This is a genomic window from Nocardioides lacusdianchii, assembly GCF_020102855.1.
Lineage (GTDB): Bacteria > Actinomycetota > Actinomycetes > Propionibacteriales > Nocardioidaceae > Nocardioides > Nocardioides lacusdianchii.
The window spans coordinates 1-18552 of the sequence record NZ_JADHZD010000004.1 but is presented as its reverse complement, the minus strand read 5'-3'; the positions used below and the strand labels follow the sequence as shown (position 1 = coordinate 18552).

Here is an 18552-nt window from a genome sequence, read left to right as displayed (position 1 = left end):
GATACAGGCACACCGTAACCAATGACGCCCAACCCGCACCCGGGATGCACAGGTGGTCTGGACCAGTGCCGCGAGGTGCGGGCGAGGCGTGATCAGCGCCCGGCGTACGCCCAGGAGGTCACGTTCTCGGTGTCCTCGAGGCCGGTGAAGCCCTCGACCGGCGCATAGGTGTCGGTCTCGAACTCGATGTTCTCGTCGTCCGCGGTGCCTCCGACGTTGTCCGGGCCGACCCCGTAGAGGTTGAGCCCGAAGTTGGCGCCGCCGGAGTCCATCATGTTGTGGATCTCGTCGGCGTTGTCGGTGTGGTAGCTGCCGATGGTGTGGCCGACCTCGTGGGCCGTCACGTTGGCCACCGCGGCGGTCACGAACGCGATCTTGTCGCTGCTGGCGTTGATGTAGGTGTTGAGCGACGACGCCGGTCCGGCCGGCGCGCTAAGCACGTCGAGGAGCACGATCGCCTCGTCCTCCTGGCCGAAGTTGCCCGGGTCGATGTACTGCGCGATGCCGATCGTGCTGATGCCGGTCTCGGCGATCGTGCCGGCGACGTAGATCCGCGAGACGTTCTCCTGCCCGATCAGCTCGGGGTTGGTGCGGGCATTGAGGACCTCGACGTTGACGTCGGGGTTGGTGCCCGCGATCTCGGCCTGGAGGTTGCGGCGCACCTGGTTGAGGATGCGGTTCTCCATCCGCCGCGCCTCGGTGCGGGCGATCCCCCACTGCGGGACGAACGCCGCGAACGGCGACACCGACCGGGTGCCCGGACCGCCCCACGTCGCGGTGTTGACCCGGCCGGGTGCGAAGTCGAGGAGGACGGTCTGGGTGCGTCCGCGGTCACCCTGGGTCCCGGGCCGGTAGCCCTCGACCGTCACGTCGTAGGCACCCGTGCCGCCGGAGACCTGGACGGTGTACCAACCGGCCTCCTCGGCGACGTAGGCGATCGCGGTGTTGCCGCCGCCGATCAGCGGCGAGGTCGGCGGGTAGAGCGAGGACGCATCGGTGCCCACTCCCCCGACGCGCTGCTCGCCGGAGGGCGTGCGCACCGTCAGTCCGGTCGCGGCGCCCTCGGCGCCCGCTCCGACCACGTCGCCCGGACGCAGACGGACCGAGAAGAAGTCGGCGTCGAGCTCCTGGCTGGCGATCGAGACGCGGTAGGCACCCGTGTCAGCACCACCAGCACCGCTGCCGGAGTCGAACGGGTCGCCCGGCAGCGGGTCGAGGGCGTAGCCGCCGACCATCACGTAGTAGGTGCCGGGGGTGGCGGGCTGGTAGGACAGCGAGCTCAGCACGCCCGTGCCGCTGTCGTCGTCGGCGACCAGCGGCGTGCCCTCGGCGTCCCAGACGACGAGGATCGTGTCGACACCGGCGGCGCTGCCCTCCGTGTCGGCGGTGAGGGTCTCGCCCGCACCGACCTCGACGGAGTAGAAGTCGAAGTCGTTGGTGCCGTCGCCGCCCGACCCGATCGGGCCGTGCGGGCCGTCGCCGAGCACCGAGTCGGTGACCGAGGCGCCACCCCCGGTGATGCCCGTGGAGGTCGCCAGCGGGATCGCCCCCTGGTCCTCGGCGGTGGTCACGACGCGAGGCGTGGCGCCCGCAGTGGCGGCCAGCTCACCGAGGATGCGTACGGCGGGCATCCGGGCCGCAGCGGTGCCGAAGCCCGGGATCGGCTCGGCGTCGGGGTGCGAGTCGTTGGACCCCGCTGTCCCGGCGGGCTCCTCCTCGTCGTGGACGAAGGGGGTCAGCACCCCGCGGGCGTTGACACCCCGGCCGCTGGCGCCGAACGCGGCGCGCCGGTTGGAGGCCAGCCTGGCGGAGTCGGCGCGACTCTCGGCGCGCTCGTGCATCACCTTGTTCCAGGCGAAGTAGTTGGCGTCGCCGATGTCGGGCAGGTTGGCCAGGTAGGGGTTGGGGTTGGTCCGTGCCGTGAGCGCAGCAGCGTCGGACTCCTTGGGCGCGACCTGCAGCCCGAGCCCGAGGGCCTCCTGCTGGGCCGGGGTGACGGTGTCGTCGCCCGCCGGCGCGGCGGTCGACACGGCGGGTGCTACGAAGGCCAGCAGACCGGCTGCACCGGTCACGACCACATGGTTTCTGCGCACTGAAGCGCTCCTCCCGAGAGAAATCGGGATCGAGCGCCCGCAGGCGATGGATCACACCGTCGTCGTGGGGCCCGATCCCCTGACCCTCGTCAACGTAGGCCCTACCGGTGGGTTGCGGAACGCTACTTTCGACCGATCGGTGCGGCTCAGCGGCCGGAGTAGTTCGGCGCCTCGACGGTCATCTGCACGCCGTGCGGGTGGCTCTCCTTGAGCGAGGCCGACGTGATCCGCACGAAGCGCCCCTTCTCCTGCAGCTCGGGGATGGTGCGCGCACCGACGTAGAACATCGACTGGTTGAGACCGCCCACGAGCTGGTGGGCGACCGCGGACAGCGGGCCGCGGTAGGCGACCTGGCCCTCGATGCCCTCGGGGACGATCTTGTCGTCGCTGGCGACCTCGGCCTGGAAGTAGCGGTCCTTGGAGTAGGACTTCTTGCCGCGGCTGCTCATCGCGCCGAGCGACCCCATGCCGCGGTAGGACTTGAACTGCTTGCCGTTGACGAAGACCACGTCGCCGGGCGACTCCTCGCAGCCGGCGAGCATCGAGCCGACCATCACCGCGTCCGCGCCGGCGACGAGCGCCTTGGCGATCTCCCCGGAGTGCTTCATGCCGCCGTCGGCGATCAGTGGGACACCCGCGGGCTTCGTGGCCAGCGACGCCTCGTAGACCGCGGTCACCTGCGGCACGCCCACGCCGGTGACGACGCGGGTGGTGCAGATCGAGCCCGGCCCCACGCCCACCTTGACGGCGTCGGCGCCTGCGTCGACGAAGGCCTGCGCGCCCTCGCGGGTCGCGACGTTGCCGCCGATGACCTGCACGTGCTTGGTGGCCGGGTCGGACTTGAGCCGGCGGACCATGTCGAGGAGGAGGTGGACGTGGCCGTGGGCGGTGTCGGCGACGAGCACGTCGACGCCGGCCTCGACCAGCGTCGTGGCCCGCTCCCAGGCGTCGCCGAAGTAGCCGATGGCCGCGCCGACCAGCAGGCGCCCGTCGGCGTCGTACGACGCGTGGGGGAACTGCTCGCCCTTGACGAAGTCCTTGACCGTGATGAGGCCGCCGAGGCGACCCTCGTCGTCGACGAGGGGCAGGCGCTCGCGCTTGTGGGCGCGCAGCAGGGCGGTGGCGTCCTCGCGGGAGATGCCGATCCGGCCGGTGATCAGGCCCTCGCTGGTCATCACCTCGGTGACCTTGGTGGTGGCCCACTCCGCCACGGGGGTGAAGCGCAGGTCGCGGTTGGTGATGATGCCGAGCAGGTGGTCGTCGACGTCGACGACGGGCAGTCCGGAGACGCGGTACTCGCCGCAGAGGCGGTCGAGGTCCTCCAGCGTCGCGTCGGGACCGATCGTGACAGGGTTGGAGATGATCCCGGTCTGGGTGCGCTTGACCAGGTCGACCTGGCGGGCCTGGTCCTCGATGGAGAGGTTGCGGTGCAGCACGCCGAGGCCGCCCTCGCGGGCCATCGCGATGGCCATGCGCGCCTCGGTGACGGTGTCCATGGCGGCGCTGATCAGCGGCACCCGGACGGAGATCTCACGCGTGAGGCGCGTGGTCGTGTCGATGTCGCTGGGGGCGAGGTCCGACTCCCCCGGCAGCAGCAGCACGTCGTCGTAGGTGAGGCCCAGCGCGGCAAACTTCTCAGGGATCTCCACGCCCCTCATTCTACGGGCGTACGACGGGTGCTCTGGGACAGTGTCGCCATGGGCTTCTCCCGCGTGGTCTGGCTGGCTGCCGCAGCCGCCCTCCTCGCCCGGTTCCCCTCGCTGCTGTGGCCGTTGCGACCGGACGAGGCCGGCTTCCTCATGGTCGCGCGCAGCTGGGACCCCGGACCCGACTCGCTCTACGGGCCCTACTGGGTCGACCGGCCCCCGCCGATCATCTGGCTGATGCAGGCCACCGACGCCGCCGGAGGGGCGTACGCCCACCGGCTGGTCGGCGCCGTCGGGTGCGCGCTGCTGGTCCTGGCGGCCGCCGCCGCGACGCGCGAGGTGGCGATCCGCGCGGGCGTGCTCGGCCACTCCTCGGTGCGACGACTCTGCGGCTGGGTCGCGGTGGCGACCGCCGCGATGGTGGCCAACGCCCAGATCGACCCGGTCGCCGCCAAGGGCGAGCTGTTCGGCATCCCGCTGGTGCTGGCGTCGTGCTGGCTCTCGCTGCGCGCCGTGCGCCGCGTCTCGGTCGGCGACGCCTTCTGGGCGGGCCTGCTGGCGATGACGGCCGTCGGGCTGAAGCAGAGCATCGTCGGCGGGCTCGTCTTCGGAGGGGTGCTGCTCCTCGCCTCCGCCCTGGCCCGCCAGCTGCCGCCGCGTGCCGCGCTGCGGTGCGCTGCGGGCGCCGTGGCCGGCGCGGTCGTGCCGGTGGCCGTCGTCGTGGGCTGGGCGGTCGTGGCCGGCGTACGGCTGGAGGTGCTGTGGTACGCCACGGTCTCGTTCCGCTCCGATGCCAGCCGGGTGATCGCGACCCAGAACGCCGAGGGCGCGACCGGGCGGATCTCGGTGCTGCTCCTGGTGTTCGTCGGCTCCGGGATGGTGCTCGTGCTGGCCGCCTACCTGTGGCGCCTCCCCTCGATGCTGCGCCACGACGCGGTGCCGGTCGTCGCGACCACGACGATGCTCGCCGTCGACCTGCTCGCCGTGGCGCTGAGCGGCAGCTTCTGGACGCCGTACCTCTTCGTGCCGATCCCGGCGCTCGCGCTGGCGCTCGCCCTCCTCGTCGCCCACGACCACCTCGGGCTCGCGCCCCACCGGGTGACGGTGGCGACCGTGGGCCTCGTGGTCGCCTCGAGCGTCGTCGCCCTGGTCGGCTGGACCGTCGGCTGGGTGGCGGGCCGCGTCCCCGTCGAGGTGCGGACCGGCCAGGCCATCGCCGCGGCCGAGCGGCCCGGCGACCGGGTGCTGGTCTACGGCGGGCGGGCCGACATCCAGTGGGCCACCGGCGCGCGCTCGCCCTACCCCCACCTGTGGTCGCTGCCCATGCGCACCCTCGACCCGGGCCTCACCGACCTCGAGGCCGTGCTCACCGGGAGCGACCCGCCGACCTGGTTCGTCGAGGCGACCTTCATCAACACCTGGAGCGAGCTCGGCACCCGGCCCATCGAGCGGTCACTCATCCGCAAGTACGAGTTCGTGCGCACCGCCTGCGACCGCTACCGCGTCTACCACCTCAACACCGTCGACCCGGTCCGGCTCGACGTCGACTGCAGCACGCCCTGGCGCACCATCTGGGGGCGGTGAGGCGCGCTCAGACCCCGACGAGGCGGCGTACGGGGATCCGGACCGTCAGGTCGTCGGCCCCCATCCGGATCCGCCCGCGCAGGCCCGAGCCGAGCACCAGCGGGAGCACGGCCTGGTTGTCGGCGCTCGTGCGCACGACGAGCTCCTCGGCACCGCCGGCGCGGGCGGCCCGCACCGACTCGATGAGCAGGCGCGAGCCGATGCCGCGGCGCCGCCAGGCGGGGTCGACCACCAGGTCGAGGTGCCACGCACGCTCGTCGTCCACGGTCCACGAGGCCGAGCCGACCACGGCGCCACCGACGTACGCCGACACGGCTGCGTTGCCCGTCTCCAGGGTCGGCGCTCCGTCGTCGCCGTCGCCGGGCACGGGGGCGGACCGGGGCTGCGCCGCCGCCAGCACGTCGGTCACCAGCTCGGCCAGCGCCGCGCCGCGGGCGTGCTCGGCCGCCGTGAACGGCACGGTGCGACGCAGCTGCACCGACACGTCGCCGATCTCGAGGTCCATCGCGTCCAGCAGCGGCTCGAGCGGCGAGCCGGCCGGGTCGGCCTCGGCATCGAAGAGGTGGGCGACCACGTCCGGGAAGGACGCCGGCTGGGCCAGGATGCTGCGCGCCGCGAGGACGTAGCGGGTGGGCTGGTCGCCCAGCGTCGCCTCGGTGCACGGCAGCACGCTGACCCGGCTGCCGCCCGAACGCTCGACCAGGTCGGCGAGATCGGCGAGCTCCCACTCCTCGGGCGTGCGCAGCACCAGCTCGTCGGTCACGCGGTCGACGCCGGGGAAGACCTGCAGCGCCAGGATGTTCACCCCGGCAGCGCCGCACGCCGTCGTCAGCTCGGCCAGGGCCCCGGGACGGTCCGCCAGGGTCGTACGCACTCTCCACAACATGGCGCCCAGCCTGCCGGGCCGGTGTTTCGGGAGGTCGACCCAGGCGTTTCGGCCCGATCACATCTGCGGCGCGACGACCTCTGCGCGAGAAGGCAGCAGGCCCGCACCGGAGTCCGGTGCGGGCCTGCTGGGTGGAACGGGTCGATCAGTGGCCGTGGCCGTGACCGTGGCCGCCGCCGGCAGCAGCCGGCTCCTCGTCCTCGGGCTTCTCGACGATCAGCGTCTCGGTGGTGAGCAGCATCGCCGCGATGGAGGTCGCGTTGACGAGCGCCGAGCGGGTGACCTTGACCGGGTCGAGCACACCCTGGGCGACCAGGTCGCCGTAGGTGTCCTCGGCGGCGTTGTAGCCGTTGCCGACGCCGAGCTCGCGGACCTTGGCGGTCACGACGTAGCCGTTGACGCCGCCGTTCTCGGCGATCCAGCGCAGCGGCTCGTCGCACGCCTTGCGGACCACGCGCACGCCGTAGGCCTCGTCACCGGTCAGGCCCAGGTCGCCGTCCAGGACGGAGACCGCGTGGATGAGCGCGGAGCCACCGCCGGGGACGATGCCCTCCTCGATCGCGGCGCGCGTCGCGGAGACGGCGTCCTCGATGCGGTGCTTCTTCTCCTTCAACTCCACCTCGGTGGCGGCGCCGACCTTGATCACGCAGACACCGCCGGCGAGCTTGGCGAGGCGCTCCTGGAGCTTCTCGCGGTCCCAGTCGGAGTCGGTGTTCTCGATCTCGGCCTTGATCTGGTTGACGCGACCCTCGACGGCCGTGCGGTCGCCCGCACCGTCGACGATGGTGGTGTTGTCCTTGGTGATGACGACACGGCGCGCCTGGCCGAGGACCTCGAGGCCCACCTGGTCGAGCTTGAGGCCGACCTCGGGGGCGACGACCTGGCCGCCGGTCAGGGTCGCGATGTCCTGCATCATCGCCTTGCGGCGGTCACCGAAGGCGGGGGCCTTGACCGCGGCGACGTTGAACGTTCCGCGGATCTTGTTGACCACCAGGGTCGAGAGCGCCTCGCCGTCGACGTCCTCGGCGAGGATGAAGAGCGGCTTGCCGGTGCCGATGACCTTCTCGAGGACCGGGAGCAGCTCCTGGATCGAGGAGATCTTGCCCTGGTGCAGGAGGATGTAGGGGTCGTCGAGGACGGCTTCCATCGACTCCGGGTCGGAGACGAAGTAGGCCGAGATGTAGCCCTTGTCGAACTGCATGCCCTCGGTGAACTCGAGCTCGGTGCCCATGGTGTTGGACTCCTCGACCGTGATCACGCCGTCCTTGCCGACCTTGTCGAAGGCCTCGGCGAGCAGGTCGCCGATGTGGCTGTCACGGCTCGAGATCGTGGCGACGGACGCCATGTCCTCACGGGACTCGACCTCGCGGGCGGCCTCGCGCAGGGCGTCGCCGACGGCCTCGGCCGCGGCGTCCATGCCCCGCTTGAGACCCATCGGGTTGGCGCCGGCCGCGACGGCACGGAGGCCCTCGTGGACCATGGCCTGGGCCAGGACGGTGGCGGTGGTGGTGCCGTCACCAGCGATGTCGTTGGTCTTGGTGGCCACCTCCTTGGTGAGCTGGGCACCGAGGTTCTCGAAGGGGTCGTCGAGCTCGATCTCACGGGCGACGGTGACACCGTCGTTGGTGATGGTCGGCGCGCCCCACTTCTTGTCGAGGACGACGTAGCGGCCCTTGGGGCCGAGCGTCACCTTGACGGCGTTGGCGAGGGCGTCGACGCCGCGCTCGAGGGCGCGGCGGGCGTTCTCGTCGAACTCCAGGATCTTGGGCATCTATGTGCTCCTAGGCAAATGTGTGTGTCGTACGGGCCTGACGTGCCTGGCGCCCGGCTGGCAAGGCGCCGCCGCGAAGGCGACCTTCGAGCGAAGCGGGTCGTCGAGCGGCGGCAACGCCGCCAGCCGGGATGCCAGGTGCGTCAGGAGACGACGGCGAGGATGTCGCGGGCGGAGAGGATGAGGTACTCCTGGCCGGCGTACTTGACCTCGGTGCCGCCGTACTTGCTGTAGATGACCTTGTCGCCGACCGCGACGTCGAGCGGGACGCGGTTGCCGTTGTCGTCGATGCGACCGGGACCGATCGCCACGACCTCGCCCTCCTGGGGCTTCTCCTTGGCCGTGTCCGGGATGACCAGGCCGGAGGCCGTGGTCTGCTCGGCTTCGAGCGTCTGGACGACGATGCGGTCCTCGAGGGGCTTGATGTTGACCGACACTTCGGATCAACCTCCACTTTCTCTGCGCGAGATTCTTCAGGAGCCCGGACTCATTCGTCCGGGGCTCCCAGGACGTGGGCCCGGGACCTGGTCGGCACGCCGTCGCGGGGATCGCGCCGGGTCTCGGGCATTGGCATTCTCGGGGTGAGAGTGCCAGCACAGACGCTAGCACTCTCCCCAATCGAGTGCTAGCCGGTGGTGCCGCTGACAGGATGGCCGGGTGGAGATCGAGACGCTGGACTGGCTGCAGACCCCCGAGGGTGGTCGCCTGCTGGTCCACGCCGCCCAGGCCTGGGCCGACCACCCGGGCGACCCGGTGCGGGTCGCGAGCGTCGTACGCCGCCTCGAGCCCGACGCGGAGAAGGCAGCGGCGGCCACCACCCAGGCGCGGCTGCGCGAGCGCGCGGTCGCGAAGTTCGGTGACGCCGCTCCCCTGATGTTCTTCACCCCCGACGCGCTCGAGCAGGCCACCCGCTCCCGCGTCGCCGACCACCGTGCCGCCCGGCTCGCGGCCGCGATCCCCGAAGGCAGCGTCATCGACCTCGGCTGCGGAATCGGAGGCGACCTCCTGGCCTTCTCCCGCGCCGGGCTCGTGGCGGCCGGGATCGACCAGGACCCCGTCCGGGTCGCGATGGCGCGGGCCAACCTGGCGGCCCTCGGGCTTGCCGGCGCGGTCCAGGTGGGCGACGCCACGACCGTCGACCCGAGCGGGTTCGGCGCCGCCTTCGCCGATCCCGCCCGCCGGAGCGGGCGCGGACGGGTCTTCGACGTCGACGGCTGGACTCCCCCGTGGCCGTGGGTCCTCGACCTGCTGCGACGGCGCGCGCTGGTCAAGGTGGCCCCCGGGATCGGCCACGACCTCGTCCCCCAGGGCGTCGAGGCGGAGTGGGTCAGCGACGGCGGCGAGGTGAAGGAGGCCGTGCTGTGGTCCCCGGACCTGTCCACGACCGACCGGCGCGCGACCGTGATCGGCGAGGGCGGTCTGGCGACCCTGACGCAGGAGGACGACCCCGGCGCCGAGGTCCGCCCGGTCGGCGACTACCTCTACGAGCCCGACGGCGCCGTGATCCGCGCCGGCCTCGTCACCGCCGTGGCGGCCGGTGTCGGCGGCGGGCTCATCGACCCGCACATCGCCTACGTCACCGGCGACGCCCCGTTCCGTACGCCGTTCGCGCGGGGCTACCGCCTCGTCGAGCACCTTCCCTACCGCGAGAAGCAGCTGCGCGCGGCGCTGCACGAGCGCGGCATCGGTCGCCTCACGATCAAGAAGCGCGGCGTGCAGGTCGTCCCCGAGGAGCTGCGCAAGCGGCTTGCCCTCAGGGGGGACGCGGAGGCGACGCTGGTCATGACGCGCGTGGCCGGGCAGGGCACGGCGTTGCTGGTCGAGCCGTTCTGAGCCGTCTCAGCAGCCGGGGCGCGAGACGCCGGCGACCGTGACGGGCAGTCGTCCCGGCGCGGGAGCCTGTCCGAGCAGCACCTCGACGAGGACCGCCATCGCTGCGGGGGTGTCGCCGTACGTCGCGATGCGGGTGGGCGCGCTGACCCGCCCCAGCACCCACGGGCTGTCGGTGGCGACAGCCACCTCGCCGTCGACCGGCGCGTCCCGGAAGCCGGTGAACCCGATCCCGGTGCCGACCGACAGGCGGGCGTCCTCGCGTGCGGTCCACGCCGCGAGGCGGCGTTCCCGGCGCGTCTCCGCCTTCTGCCACGCCGCCAACCGCTGGCGGTAGGCCTTCTTGCGCTCCTTCTTCCGACGCTCGGGCCGCGGCCTCGCCTCGGTCAGGGCCGCGGGGGACGAGCGGCGGGCCAGGACGGTGAGCCCCGCAGCACGGGCAGCCGGGGCGAAGGTCGCGACCGCGCCGGGATCCCCGTAGGGGTGGATGGTGTCCTCGACCAGGCGGCCCGAGCACGCGCCGTCGGTGACCGTGACAGCAGCGGCCGACAGTCGGCGCGAGGCGGCGCGCGCCGAACCGACGGGCTTTCCCTTCTGGCCGGCCAGGTGGGTCAGGAGTGCCACCTGGCGCGCCGCGGACTGCTCCAGCCGGCGCCGCGTCAGCTCGCCGGCGCGCACCGCACGGACGACCGCTGCGCGTGCGGCGGCGGGCGAGGGCGGCATGAGCAGCACGTCGGAGCCCGCACGGAGTGCCTGGACGGCAGTGCGTCCCGCATCGCGGCCGCGCGTCACCGCAGCCATCGCGAGCGAGTCGGTCACCACCAGCCCCGCGAAGCCGAGCTCGGTGCGCAGCACCTCGGTGACGACCTTGCGCGAGAGCGAGGACGGCACGCGCGGGTCCACGGCCCGCACGTCGAGGTGCCCGACCATCACGGCCGGGAGTCCCGCCTCGACCGCGGCGCGGAACGGCACCAGGTCCGACTCCTCGAGCCCGGCGCGCGTCTTCGTCTGCACGGGGAGCGTCAGGTGGCTGTCCGCGGGCACCGAGCCGTGGCCCGGGAAGTGCTTGATCACCGGCAGCACGCCCGACGACGTGAAGCCCTCGGCCGCTGCGACCACGTGCTCCGAGACCGCTCGGGGTCGGGACGACGGTGAGCGTGAACCGATCGTGGGGTCGCCCGGCCCGGACGTGACGTCGGCGTCCGGCGCGAAGTCCACGGTGAATCCGAGGCCGCGCAGCTCGGCCCCGCTCGCGGCGTACGCGGTGCGGGTGAGCGCGGCGTCGCCTGCGGCACCGGCGCTCATGAAGGTGGGGAACCGCGTCGCGGCGCCGCGCAACCGCTCGACCACCCCGCCCTCCTGGTCGACACCGAGGAAGAGCGGCCACTTCCGGCCCGCCCGTCGGCTCAGCGCGGCGTTGACCCCCTTGACCTGCGCAGCCGAGACCACGTTGGAGTCGAACGCGATCACGCCCCCGAGGTGGAGGTCGCGGACCATCGCCACGGGCGCGGTCGTGCCGCGCCACCCGGCCACGATCAGCTGGCCGGCCAGCTGGGGCAGGCTCAGCCGCTCGACGAGGCGCGCGGCCCGGTCCAGCTCGGCCCGGTCCGGCCCCCATCCCTCGGTCAGCCCGAGCTCCTCCGAGGGGCTGGGTGGCGTCGGCGGGGCCGGGCTCGGCGTACCGCTGGCAGCCGCCTGCCCGGCGTCCGGCTGCGCGTCCGACGGATCGTCGCCACCGGTGCAGGCCGCCAGGGAAGCGACGAGCGCGACCGCCGTCAGCGCCGATGCCGCCGAGCGCCGGCGGGCGCTCCGCGGACTCGTCAGCGCGACCTTCGACAGCATCCCGCCATGGTGGCACGACGTCACCTCCACGCCCCTGCCGGTCCGGGATCGACCGAGGGTCCGGCGCCTGCGCGGGCTGACTCCCTCGGGCCCCTTGCCCTTGAGTCTCCCAGCGACTCAAGCGCAAGGGGAGAGACGAGGGCACCGACCACACGGACGTCGCAGGCCCCTGTGGAGAACCCCCGCTCGGTGTCGGTGGCCGCGGATGCAATGGGAGGACGACACGGACCGACGAGGGGGAAGCAGTGGACGCAGTGGAGACGGAGAAGGACTGGGCGCAGATGGACGGGTGGACCGCGGACGAGGTGGCTTGGTACGTCATGGGCCCCTTCGACGGGGAGGTCCCAGGGCTCGTGCGCAGGATCAGGCGCATCCTGGACGTGTCTCAGCGAGGGCTGGCGGCCGCCCTGGGCGTGTCACAGTCGGTCGTCGCACGATGGGAGACCGGCCGCACCAGTCCGCGCGCCTCGGTCGTCCAGCGCCTGCTCGAGATGGCGGGCCTGCGGGTGCGCTTCCACGACGCGGAGTCGGACGAGGTGGTGGAGCCGATGCGCGACGACGGGGCGCGGGACCGGGGCAACCGTCGCTACCCCGCCCACGTCGACCTCCGGGTGATCGGCTGGTGGATGCCGCGCGGCACCGAGTGCACCGCCGACGTCCTGCTCTGGCGGCGGATCTCTCGCAAGCGACGCAACCCGGCGATCCGCTACCGGACCTCGCGGTCGCTCCGTGCGATCCACCGACTGCTCAGCGGCACCCCTGACGACCACCCGTCGGGCATCCAGCTCGTCGCCGAGGCCGAGCACCTCGACGAGGTGCGGGAGCAGCGCCGACGGCAGATCCTCCAGGCATCACCCTGGTTGCGTCCGCCGCCGGCGTGGCTCACCGCCTGAGGGCGCGGCGCCTCAGACGTTCTCCCGCTCGGCGCCGATCGTGGTGTCGGGACCGTGGCCGGTGTGCACCACCGTCTCGTCGGGCAGGTCGAGGAGCCGCCGCCGGATCGAGTCCTTGATGACGTCCGCATCGCTGTAGGACCGACCCGTCGCGCCGGGCCCACCCTCGAACAGGGTGTCGCCGGTGAAGACGCAGCCCAGGTCGTGGACGTAGAGGCACACCGCGCCGGGCGCGTGGCCGGGCGTGTGGATGACCGTCACGGCAGCGCCGCCGATGGTGAGCGTCATGCCGTCGGACAGGTCGACGTCCCAGAGCTCGGCGCCCTCCTCGTCCCCTCCGTGGGTCAGCTCCCACAGCGGACGGTCGTCGGGGTGGAGCAGGATCGGCGCACCGGTACGCCGCCGCAGCTCGGGCGCCACGCGTACGTGGTCGTCGTGGGCGTGCGTGCAGACGATCGCCTTGACTGCGCGCCCGGCGACGAGCGCGAGGATCGCGTCGACGTCGTGGGGGGCGTCGACGACGAGGCACTGCTCGTCGTCGCCGATGACCCACACGTTGTTGTCGACCTCGTGGGTCTCCCCGTCGAGGGAGAACGTGCCGGAGACGACGGCGTGGTCGACCCGCGCGCTCACAGGACCACGACCGAGCGCAGGACGTCGCCGCCGTGCATCTTCTCGAAGGCAGCCTCGACGTCGCCGATGCCGATCTCCTCGGTCACGAAGGCGTCGAGATCGAGCCGGCCCTGCTGGTAGAGGTCGACGAGCATCGGGAAGTCGCGCGAGGGCAGGCAGTCGCCGTACCACGACGACTTCAGCGAGCCACCGCGACCGAAGACGTCGATGAGCGGGATCTCGGGGATCGACATGTCCGGGGTCGGCACGCCGACCAGGACGACGGTGCCGGCCAGGTCGCGGGCGTAGAACGCCTGCTTCCAGGTCTCGGGACGTCCCACGGCGTCGATCACCACGTCCGCGCCGCCCTCGTGGCCGGTGCTGTCGGCCGGCGGGGTCAGCGCCCGGATCGCCTCGACCGCGTCGGTCTCCTTGGAGTTGACCGTGTGGGTGGCACCGAGCTTCTTCGCGGTCTCGAGCTTCCGGTCGTCGATGTCGACGGCGATGATCTTCGAGGCGCCGGCCAGGGCCGCACCTGCGATCGCTGCAGCGCCCACGCCTCCGCAGCCGATGACGGCTACGGTCGAGCCGCGCCCGACGTTGCCCGTGTTGATGGCGGCCCCGAGCCCGGCCATCACGCCGCACCCGAGCAGGCCGACGGCGGCGGCACGCGCCGAGGGGTCGACCTTGGTGCACTGACCGGCAGCGACGAGGGTCTTCTCGGCGAAGGCGCCGATGCCCAGCGCGGGCGAGAGCTCCGTGCCGGCGAGGTCGCCCTCGGCGAGCGTCATCTTCTGGGTGGCGTTGTGGGTGGCGAAGCAGTACTGCGGCTCACCGCGGTTGCAGGCCCGGCAGTCGCCGCACACCGCTCGCCAGTTGAGGACGACGAAGTCGCCGGGCGCCACCGACGTCACGTCCGGGCCGACGGCCTCCACGACCCCTGCAGCCTCGTGGCCGAGCAGGAAGGGGAACTCGTCGTTGATGCCGCCCTCGCGGTAGTGCAGGTCGGTGTGGCACACGCCGCAGGCCTGCACCTTCACGACCGCCTCCCCCGGGCCCGGGTCCGGGACGTTGATGGTGGTGAGCTGGACCGGCTCGCCCTGGGCGAGTGCGACCACGGCCTTGACCTGCTGCATCGATGACTCCTGTACGTCGGGGATGCGAGGAGCCTGTCAACGCGACCCAAACAGATGCAACCCCTGCCTGCGCGGTCGCGTCCTCACCACGACACGCCACACAGAGACGAACGGGGGTGGCACGTGGGCACGACACTCGAGGCGATGGGCACCACGCACGACCGACACAGCGACAAGGACGCCGACTTCTCGGCGTACATGGCCGCACGCCAGGTCGCGCTGTACCGCACGGCGTACCTGCTCGCGGGCGACCACGCCGGCGCCGAGGACCTGCTGCAGAACGCCTTCGCCAAGCTCTACCTGTCGTGGGACAAGGTCCGCGACCGCGAGGCCCTCGACGGCTACGTCCGGCGGATCATGGTCAACGAGCACAGCTCCCTGTGGCGCCGCGCCTGGAGGCGGCGCGAGCACTCCTCGGACACGCTGCCCGACAGCGGCGTCGTCGACGCCTACGACGACGGGATGGGCGGGGTGCTGTGGTCGTTCGTCCAGACCCTCCCGCCCCGCCAGCGCTCGGTGGTGGTCCTGCGCTACTACGAGCAGCTCAGCGAGGCCGAGATCGCCGACGTGATCGGCATCTCCGTCGGGACGGTCAAGTCCCAGGCCAGCCGTGCCCTCGCGGGCCTGCGCGCCCGCGCCCCGCAGTCACTGAACCCCCACCAGTCCGGAGATGACGTCCGATGAACCACACTCCCCTCGAGGACCAGGTCCACGACGCCCTGCACCGCCGGGTGGACCCCCTCCAGCACGCTCCCCTCACCGTCGCCGACGTACGCGGTCGCGCCCGCCGCATCCAGCGTCGGCGAGCCGTAGCCGCCGGTGCGGCCGTCGCCGCGGTGCTCGCGATCGCCGTCCCGTTCGGTCTCGCCACCACCGGTCCCGCGCAGCGCACCGAGGTGCCGCCGGTGACCCAGCCTCCTGCGCCGACCATCGCCTCGGGCACCGTGCTGGTGGACCCCAGCAGTGCCGAGACGCTCGCGGAGACGCCCGTCCCGCTTCTCGACGTCGACGCCCCCAGCCTCATCACGCCGGTCGGCACGACCGACCTGCCCGGACCGTTCTCGGTGCTCACCCCCTACCTCGACGGCTGGGTCGGCATCCAGATGGACGAGGGGACGGGCACCCTCCGGTTCCTGGACGCCGACGGCCCCGCCGAGGACGGCGCGAGCCCGACAGGCGGCCTGGTCGCGAGCCCGGACGGCACCCGGGTCGCCTGGTCGACGTACACGGGCTCCGAGTGGGAGGTCGTCGTCGCCGACCCGTCCGGCAGCACCGAGCCGGTCCGTACGACGTTCCCGCCAGCTCCACAGGAGCACCGGGTCGAGCCGGTGGGCTTCGTCGCCGGGGACGAGGTCGTGGTGCGGACGTTCGACGACAGCGTCGAGACGAAGACGTACGTCGTGCGCGGTGGCCGACCGGTCGAGGTGACCGCCCTCCTGCAGGCCGAGTCGGCCTCGGCCGCGACCGGACTGGTCGCCGGCCTGTCGAGGCTCACCGCGGACGGCGCCTGCTCAGGCGCCGTGAACGGTGCGGGCACCCCCGTGTGGGAGACCTGCGAGCACAGCATCGGCGCGTTCAGCCCCAGCGGGGCGTACGTCGTCGGCACCGACCCCGAGGCCGATGGCTACGGGTCGCCCACCGTGTCGGTGCTGGACGGGAGCACCGGGGAGGAGATCGTCACCTTCGAGGCCGTCCTGCCGCGCCGCACCGTCGGCGGGTTCTGGTCGCAGGTGGCCTGGGAAGGTGACGACGCGCTCATCGTCCGGCTGTTCCGCGGAGAGGAGTACGACATGATGCGGCTCGGCCTCGACGGCACGGTCCGGCGCATCGACATCGACAGCGCCGGTGCCTCGGGGCTGACGGTGGCCCAGCCCTGGTAGCCCGGGGTCAGTCCAGGTCGGTCTTGAAGGTCGCGAGCAGGCTGTCGATCACCTGCTGCTGCTCCTCCTCCGTCAGCGTGTCCGGCACGCCCGGGAGGTAGAACGTGATGTCGATGAGCCACGCGGAGTCGAGGAACATGATCCCGAAGTCGTGCTCGACCTGCGAGGGGTCCGAGGTGGTGTCGACGACGTGCCAGGCGGTGTACTTCCCGCCGGCCACCGCGTCGTCCTGGCGGACCTTGACCTTCGGACCGCCGTGCTCACGGATCCACTCACGGGCGAAGGCGTCGAGCGACCTCGCCCGCGTGAGGCTGGGCGAGAACGTCATCGCGCTCTGGCCGTCGTTCCACCCCTGCACGATGCCGTAGTCGTTGAGCTGCTTGTAGGTGTCCAGTGCCCGCATGCTGGCGCCCGGGACCTTGACCCGACCGCCGCTCGCGGGCTCGACGGCCGCGGTGCTCGGCACGGTGACAGGGGCCGACGACTCCTCTGCGGGGCTTTCCGAGGCGCTCGCCGCCGGGTCGGGGGCGTCGTCCGCCGACGAGCCGCCGCACCCGGCGGTGAGGAGAAGGGTGGCGAGCGCCGTGGCGGCCGCGATCGAGCGCTGACGAGTCCCCCGAGAAGTCATGGGACCAGAGTAGCCGTGGGCATCGATGCGGTCGGCGGCAGATCGACCATCTAAAGTGGGTTTTGGCTGTGTGACACGGGGGAAAGGACAGACCATGCTGCCGCTCGAAGACAGGGAACTGCTCAACCAGACGATGGTCGGGTTGAACATCGACCCCGAGACCATCGCCTCGCTGATGTCGTCCTTCGACAAGGCCGCCGAGGGGGTCGAGTCCGACCCGATCCTGCCGGTGCAGAGTGCGTCGTTCGGCGAGTCCTACACCGGGGGCTACCGCCTCGGCACCAACGCCGAGATGGCCCACCAGGCGGTCAAGGACGAGCTGGACAAGGTCGCCGCCGGCCTGCGCGGGATGGGCAGCTCCGTCGAGGCCTTCCGTCAGGACATGGAGACGACCACCGAGCAGACCACCGCGACGATGGCGCTGATCCAGTCCGCCACGGACTGCGTGGCGGCGCCCGACTTCGCCACCGACCAGTGCACGCTGCCGACCGAGGGGGACTGAGACCGTGACCAAGGGACCCAACCGCATCGTCCTCGATCAGTACCTCGACTCCGCCGCTGACGGCTGGGTCCGCAGCGCCGGCCGGGACTGGAAGAAGAAGGCCGACGACCTCCAGACGCTGGCGGAGGGACTCCAGCAGGCCGCCGCGCAGGCAGAGCTCCGCATCGGCGAGCAGACCCTCACCGGACCGGCCCTGCGCAAGAGCATGGAGGAGTCGTCGGTCTCGTTGTCGACCAAGGCCGACCAGCTCCGCGCGGCCGGCGAGGCGCTGCGCCAGGTCGGCCAGCAGATCTCCGACACCAAGGACCTGCGCGACACCATGGTCGACCTCGGCCCGAAGCCGTCGCCCTACCAAGCGCCTGCCAGCACCACCGGCATCGAGCCCACGGACGAGGAGATCGCCGCGCAGGCGGCCGCCTCGGCCGCGCGACAGCAGGAGCGCAGCTCCTGGCAGACGGCGTACGAGAAGCAGGAGGCCCGGTCCCTGGCCCTCACCAAGCAGATGGACGCCGCCTTCCTCGCCGCCATCCCGCCGATGAAGGAGATCCACGGCCAGCAGGACCCGACCGAGCCCCCGCCGAGCGCCCCCTCGGCCCCGGGCGGCCCCTACCTCCCCGGCACCCAGGCGCCGCCGGTCACCGGTGGCGGCGCGGGCGGCAGCGGCGGTGGCGGCGGTGACGGGTTCGTCCGGACCGGGCTGGTCCAGGTGGGCAACGAGAACAACCCCACCCTCATCACCCAGCCGCCGAACACCACGCCCATCACCACCCCCATCACCACCCCGATCACCACGCCGACGACGGTGCCCACGACGCTGCCGACGCACGTGCCGACCGAGGTCCCGTCGACGTCGGTGGGCGGCACCTCGCAGAGCGGCATCGCCTACCAGTCCCCCGGCTCGGGCATCTCGACGCCGACCACGTCCGGCGGCTCCGCCGGCGCCTCGGCGGCCGCGCTCGGTGCGGCCGGAGCGGCCGGCGGCGCGAGCGCGATGACCGGCGGCGTGCGCCCCGGCGCGCTCTCCACGGGCACCGGCGGCAGCGCGGTCCGCCCGATCGGCTCGACGGGCCGTGCCGGTGCCCCCGGCGCGCTGTCCCGTGCCGCCACCGCCGGGTCTCCCACCACCGCTGCCCGCAGCGCCGGTGCCGCCGGCAGCCCCACCTCGCGTGCGGCAGCCGCTGGCTCGACGGCGGGTCGCGGCGCGGCCGGCGGTCGTGGCGCCGCCACCGGCGCGACCGGCTCGTCCGCC

General features: G+C 72.5%; 15 protein-coding genes and 1 pseudogene. 7 read left to right on the top strand and 9 right to left on the bottom strand.

Annotated features, from left to right (window positions below; translation table 11 throughout):
• Positions 1–92 precede the first annotated feature (92 nt).
• Both IRX98_RS06575 and guaB read right to left on the bottom strand, forming a co-directional pair.
• Positions 93–2072 carry a pre-peptidase C-terminal domain-containing protein gene (locus IRX98_RS06575; protein ID WP_224274967.1) on the bottom strand — a complete coding sequence of 660 codons (1980 nt, stop codon included), beginning with the start codon at positions 2070–2072 and terminating at the stop codon, positions 93–95.
• A gap of 167 nt (positions 2073–2239) precedes the next feature.
• Positions 2240–3751: an IMP dehydrogenase gene (gene guaB / locus IRX98_RS06570; protein WP_224274965.1), complete on the bottom strand. Its 1512-nt coding sequence runs from the start codon at positions 3749–3751 to the stop codon at positions 2240–2242.
• Between the two features lie 39 nt (positions 3752–3790).
• Here guaB and IRX98_RS06565 point away from each other — a divergent pair, with 39 nt between their 5' ends.
• Positions 3791–5323: a hypothetical protein gene (locus IRX98_RS06565; protein ID WP_224274963.1), complete on the top strand. Its 1533-nt coding sequence runs from the start codon at positions 3791–3793 to the stop codon at positions 5321–5323.
• A 7-nt stretch (positions 5324–5330) separates the two neighbouring features.
• Here the strand turns inward: IRX98_RS06565 and IRX98_RS06560 are convergent, their stop codons facing one another.
• From IRX98_RS06560 to groES, 3 genes are all read right to left on the bottom strand, one after another.
• On the bottom strand, positions 5331–6209 hold the full coding sequence (locus IRX98_RS06560; RefSeq protein WP_224274960.1) for a GNAT family N-acetyltransferase: 879 nt from the start codon (positions 6207–6209) through the stop codon (positions 5331–5333).
• 145 nt (positions 6210–6354) lie between these two features.
• A complete protein-coding gene (groL, locus tag IRX98_RS06555) occupies positions 6355–7980 on the bottom strand; it encodes a chaperonin GroEL (RefSeq protein ID WP_224274958.1) in 1626 nt (541 codons plus the stop codon).
• A gap of 143 nt (positions 7981–8123) precedes the next feature.
• The gene (gene groES, locus IRX98_RS06550) at positions 8124–8417 is read right to left on the bottom strand and encodes a co-chaperone GroES (protein WP_056605525.1); all 294 of its coding nucleotides are present in this window, start codon (positions 8415–8417) and stop codon (positions 8124–8126) included.
• Positions 8418–8637: 220 nt separating this feature from the next.
• On the opposite strand from groES, the gene IRX98_RS06545 reads away from it, so the two are divergent.
• Positions 8638–9813: a class I SAM-dependent methyltransferase gene (locus tag IRX98_RS06545; protein WP_224274956.1), complete on the top strand. Its 1176-nt coding sequence runs from the start codon at positions 8638–8640 to the stop codon at positions 9811–9813.
• A 6-nt stretch (positions 9814–9819) separates the two neighbouring features.
• Here the strand turns inward: IRX98_RS06545 and IRX98_RS06540 are convergent, their stop codons facing one another.
• A complete protein-coding gene (locus IRX98_RS06540; RefSeq protein ID WP_224274953.1) occupies positions 9820–11652 on the bottom strand; it encodes a glycoside hydrolase family 3 protein in 1833 nt (610 codons plus the stop codon).
• A gap of 245 nt (positions 11653–11897) precedes the next feature.
• On the opposite strand from IRX98_RS06540, the gene IRX98_RS06535 reads away from it, so the two are divergent.
• On the top strand, positions 11898–12545 hold the full coding sequence (locus tag IRX98_RS06535; protein WP_224274950.1) for a helix-turn-helix domain-containing protein: 648 nt from the start codon (positions 11898–11900) through the stop codon (positions 12543–12545).
• A 12-nt stretch (positions 12546–12557) separates the two neighbouring features.
• On the opposite strand, the gene IRX98_RS06530 is transcribed toward IRX98_RS06535, so the two are convergent.
• The gene (locus tag IRX98_RS06530; RefSeq protein ID WP_224274947.1) at positions 12558–13178 is read right to left on the bottom strand and encodes an MBL fold metallo-hydrolase; all 621 of its coding nucleotides are present in this window, start codon (positions 13176–13178) and stop codon (positions 12558–12560) included.
• Complete coding sequence (locus tag IRX98_RS06525) at positions 13175–14293, bottom strand: S-(hydroxymethyl)mycothiol dehydrogenase (protein ID WP_224274945.1); 1119 nt, start codon at positions 14291–14293, stop codon at positions 13175–13177. The genes IRX98_RS06530 and IRX98_RS06525 overlap by 4 nt, the downstream gene beginning before the upstream one ends.
• Before the next feature lie 144 nt (positions 14294–14437).
• On the opposite strand from IRX98_RS06525, the gene IRX98_RS06520 reads away from it, so the two are divergent.
• Entirely contained in the window at positions 14438–14977 is a 540-nt protein-coding gene (locus IRX98_RS06520; RefSeq protein ID WP_224274942.1) for a SigE family RNA polymerase sigma factor, read from the top strand.
• On the top strand, positions 14974–16173 hold the full coding sequence (locus tag IRX98_RS06515; RefSeq protein WP_224274939.1) for a TolB-like translocation protein: 1200 nt from the start codon (positions 14974–14976) through the stop codon (positions 16171–16173). Before IRX98_RS06520 ends, IRX98_RS06515 begins: the two co-directional genes overlap by 4 nt.
• Before the next feature lie 7 nt (positions 16174–16180).
• On the opposite strand, the gene IRX98_RS06510 is transcribed toward IRX98_RS06515, so the two are convergent.
• The gene (locus IRX98_RS06510) at positions 16181–16801 is read right to left on the bottom strand and encodes a hypothetical protein (RefSeq protein WP_224274937.1); all 621 of its coding nucleotides are present in this window, start codon (positions 16799–16801) and stop codon (positions 16181–16183) included.
• Positions 16802–16895: 94 nt separating this feature from the next.
• Between IRX98_RS06510 and IRX98_RS06505 the strand changes: the two genes are divergently transcribed.
• Together IRX98_RS06505 and IRX98_RS06500 are read left to right on the top strand one after the other, a co-directional pair.
• Positions 16896–17303 (top strand): hypothetical protein, encoded by a 408-nt coding sequence (locus tag IRX98_RS06505; protein WP_224274935.1) that lies wholly within the window; start codon positions 16896–16898, stop codon positions 17301–17303.
• Between the two features lie 4 nt (positions 17304–17307).
• A pseudogene (locus IRX98_RS06500) lies at positions 17308–18552 on the top strand (hypothetical protein); the annotation flags it as partial.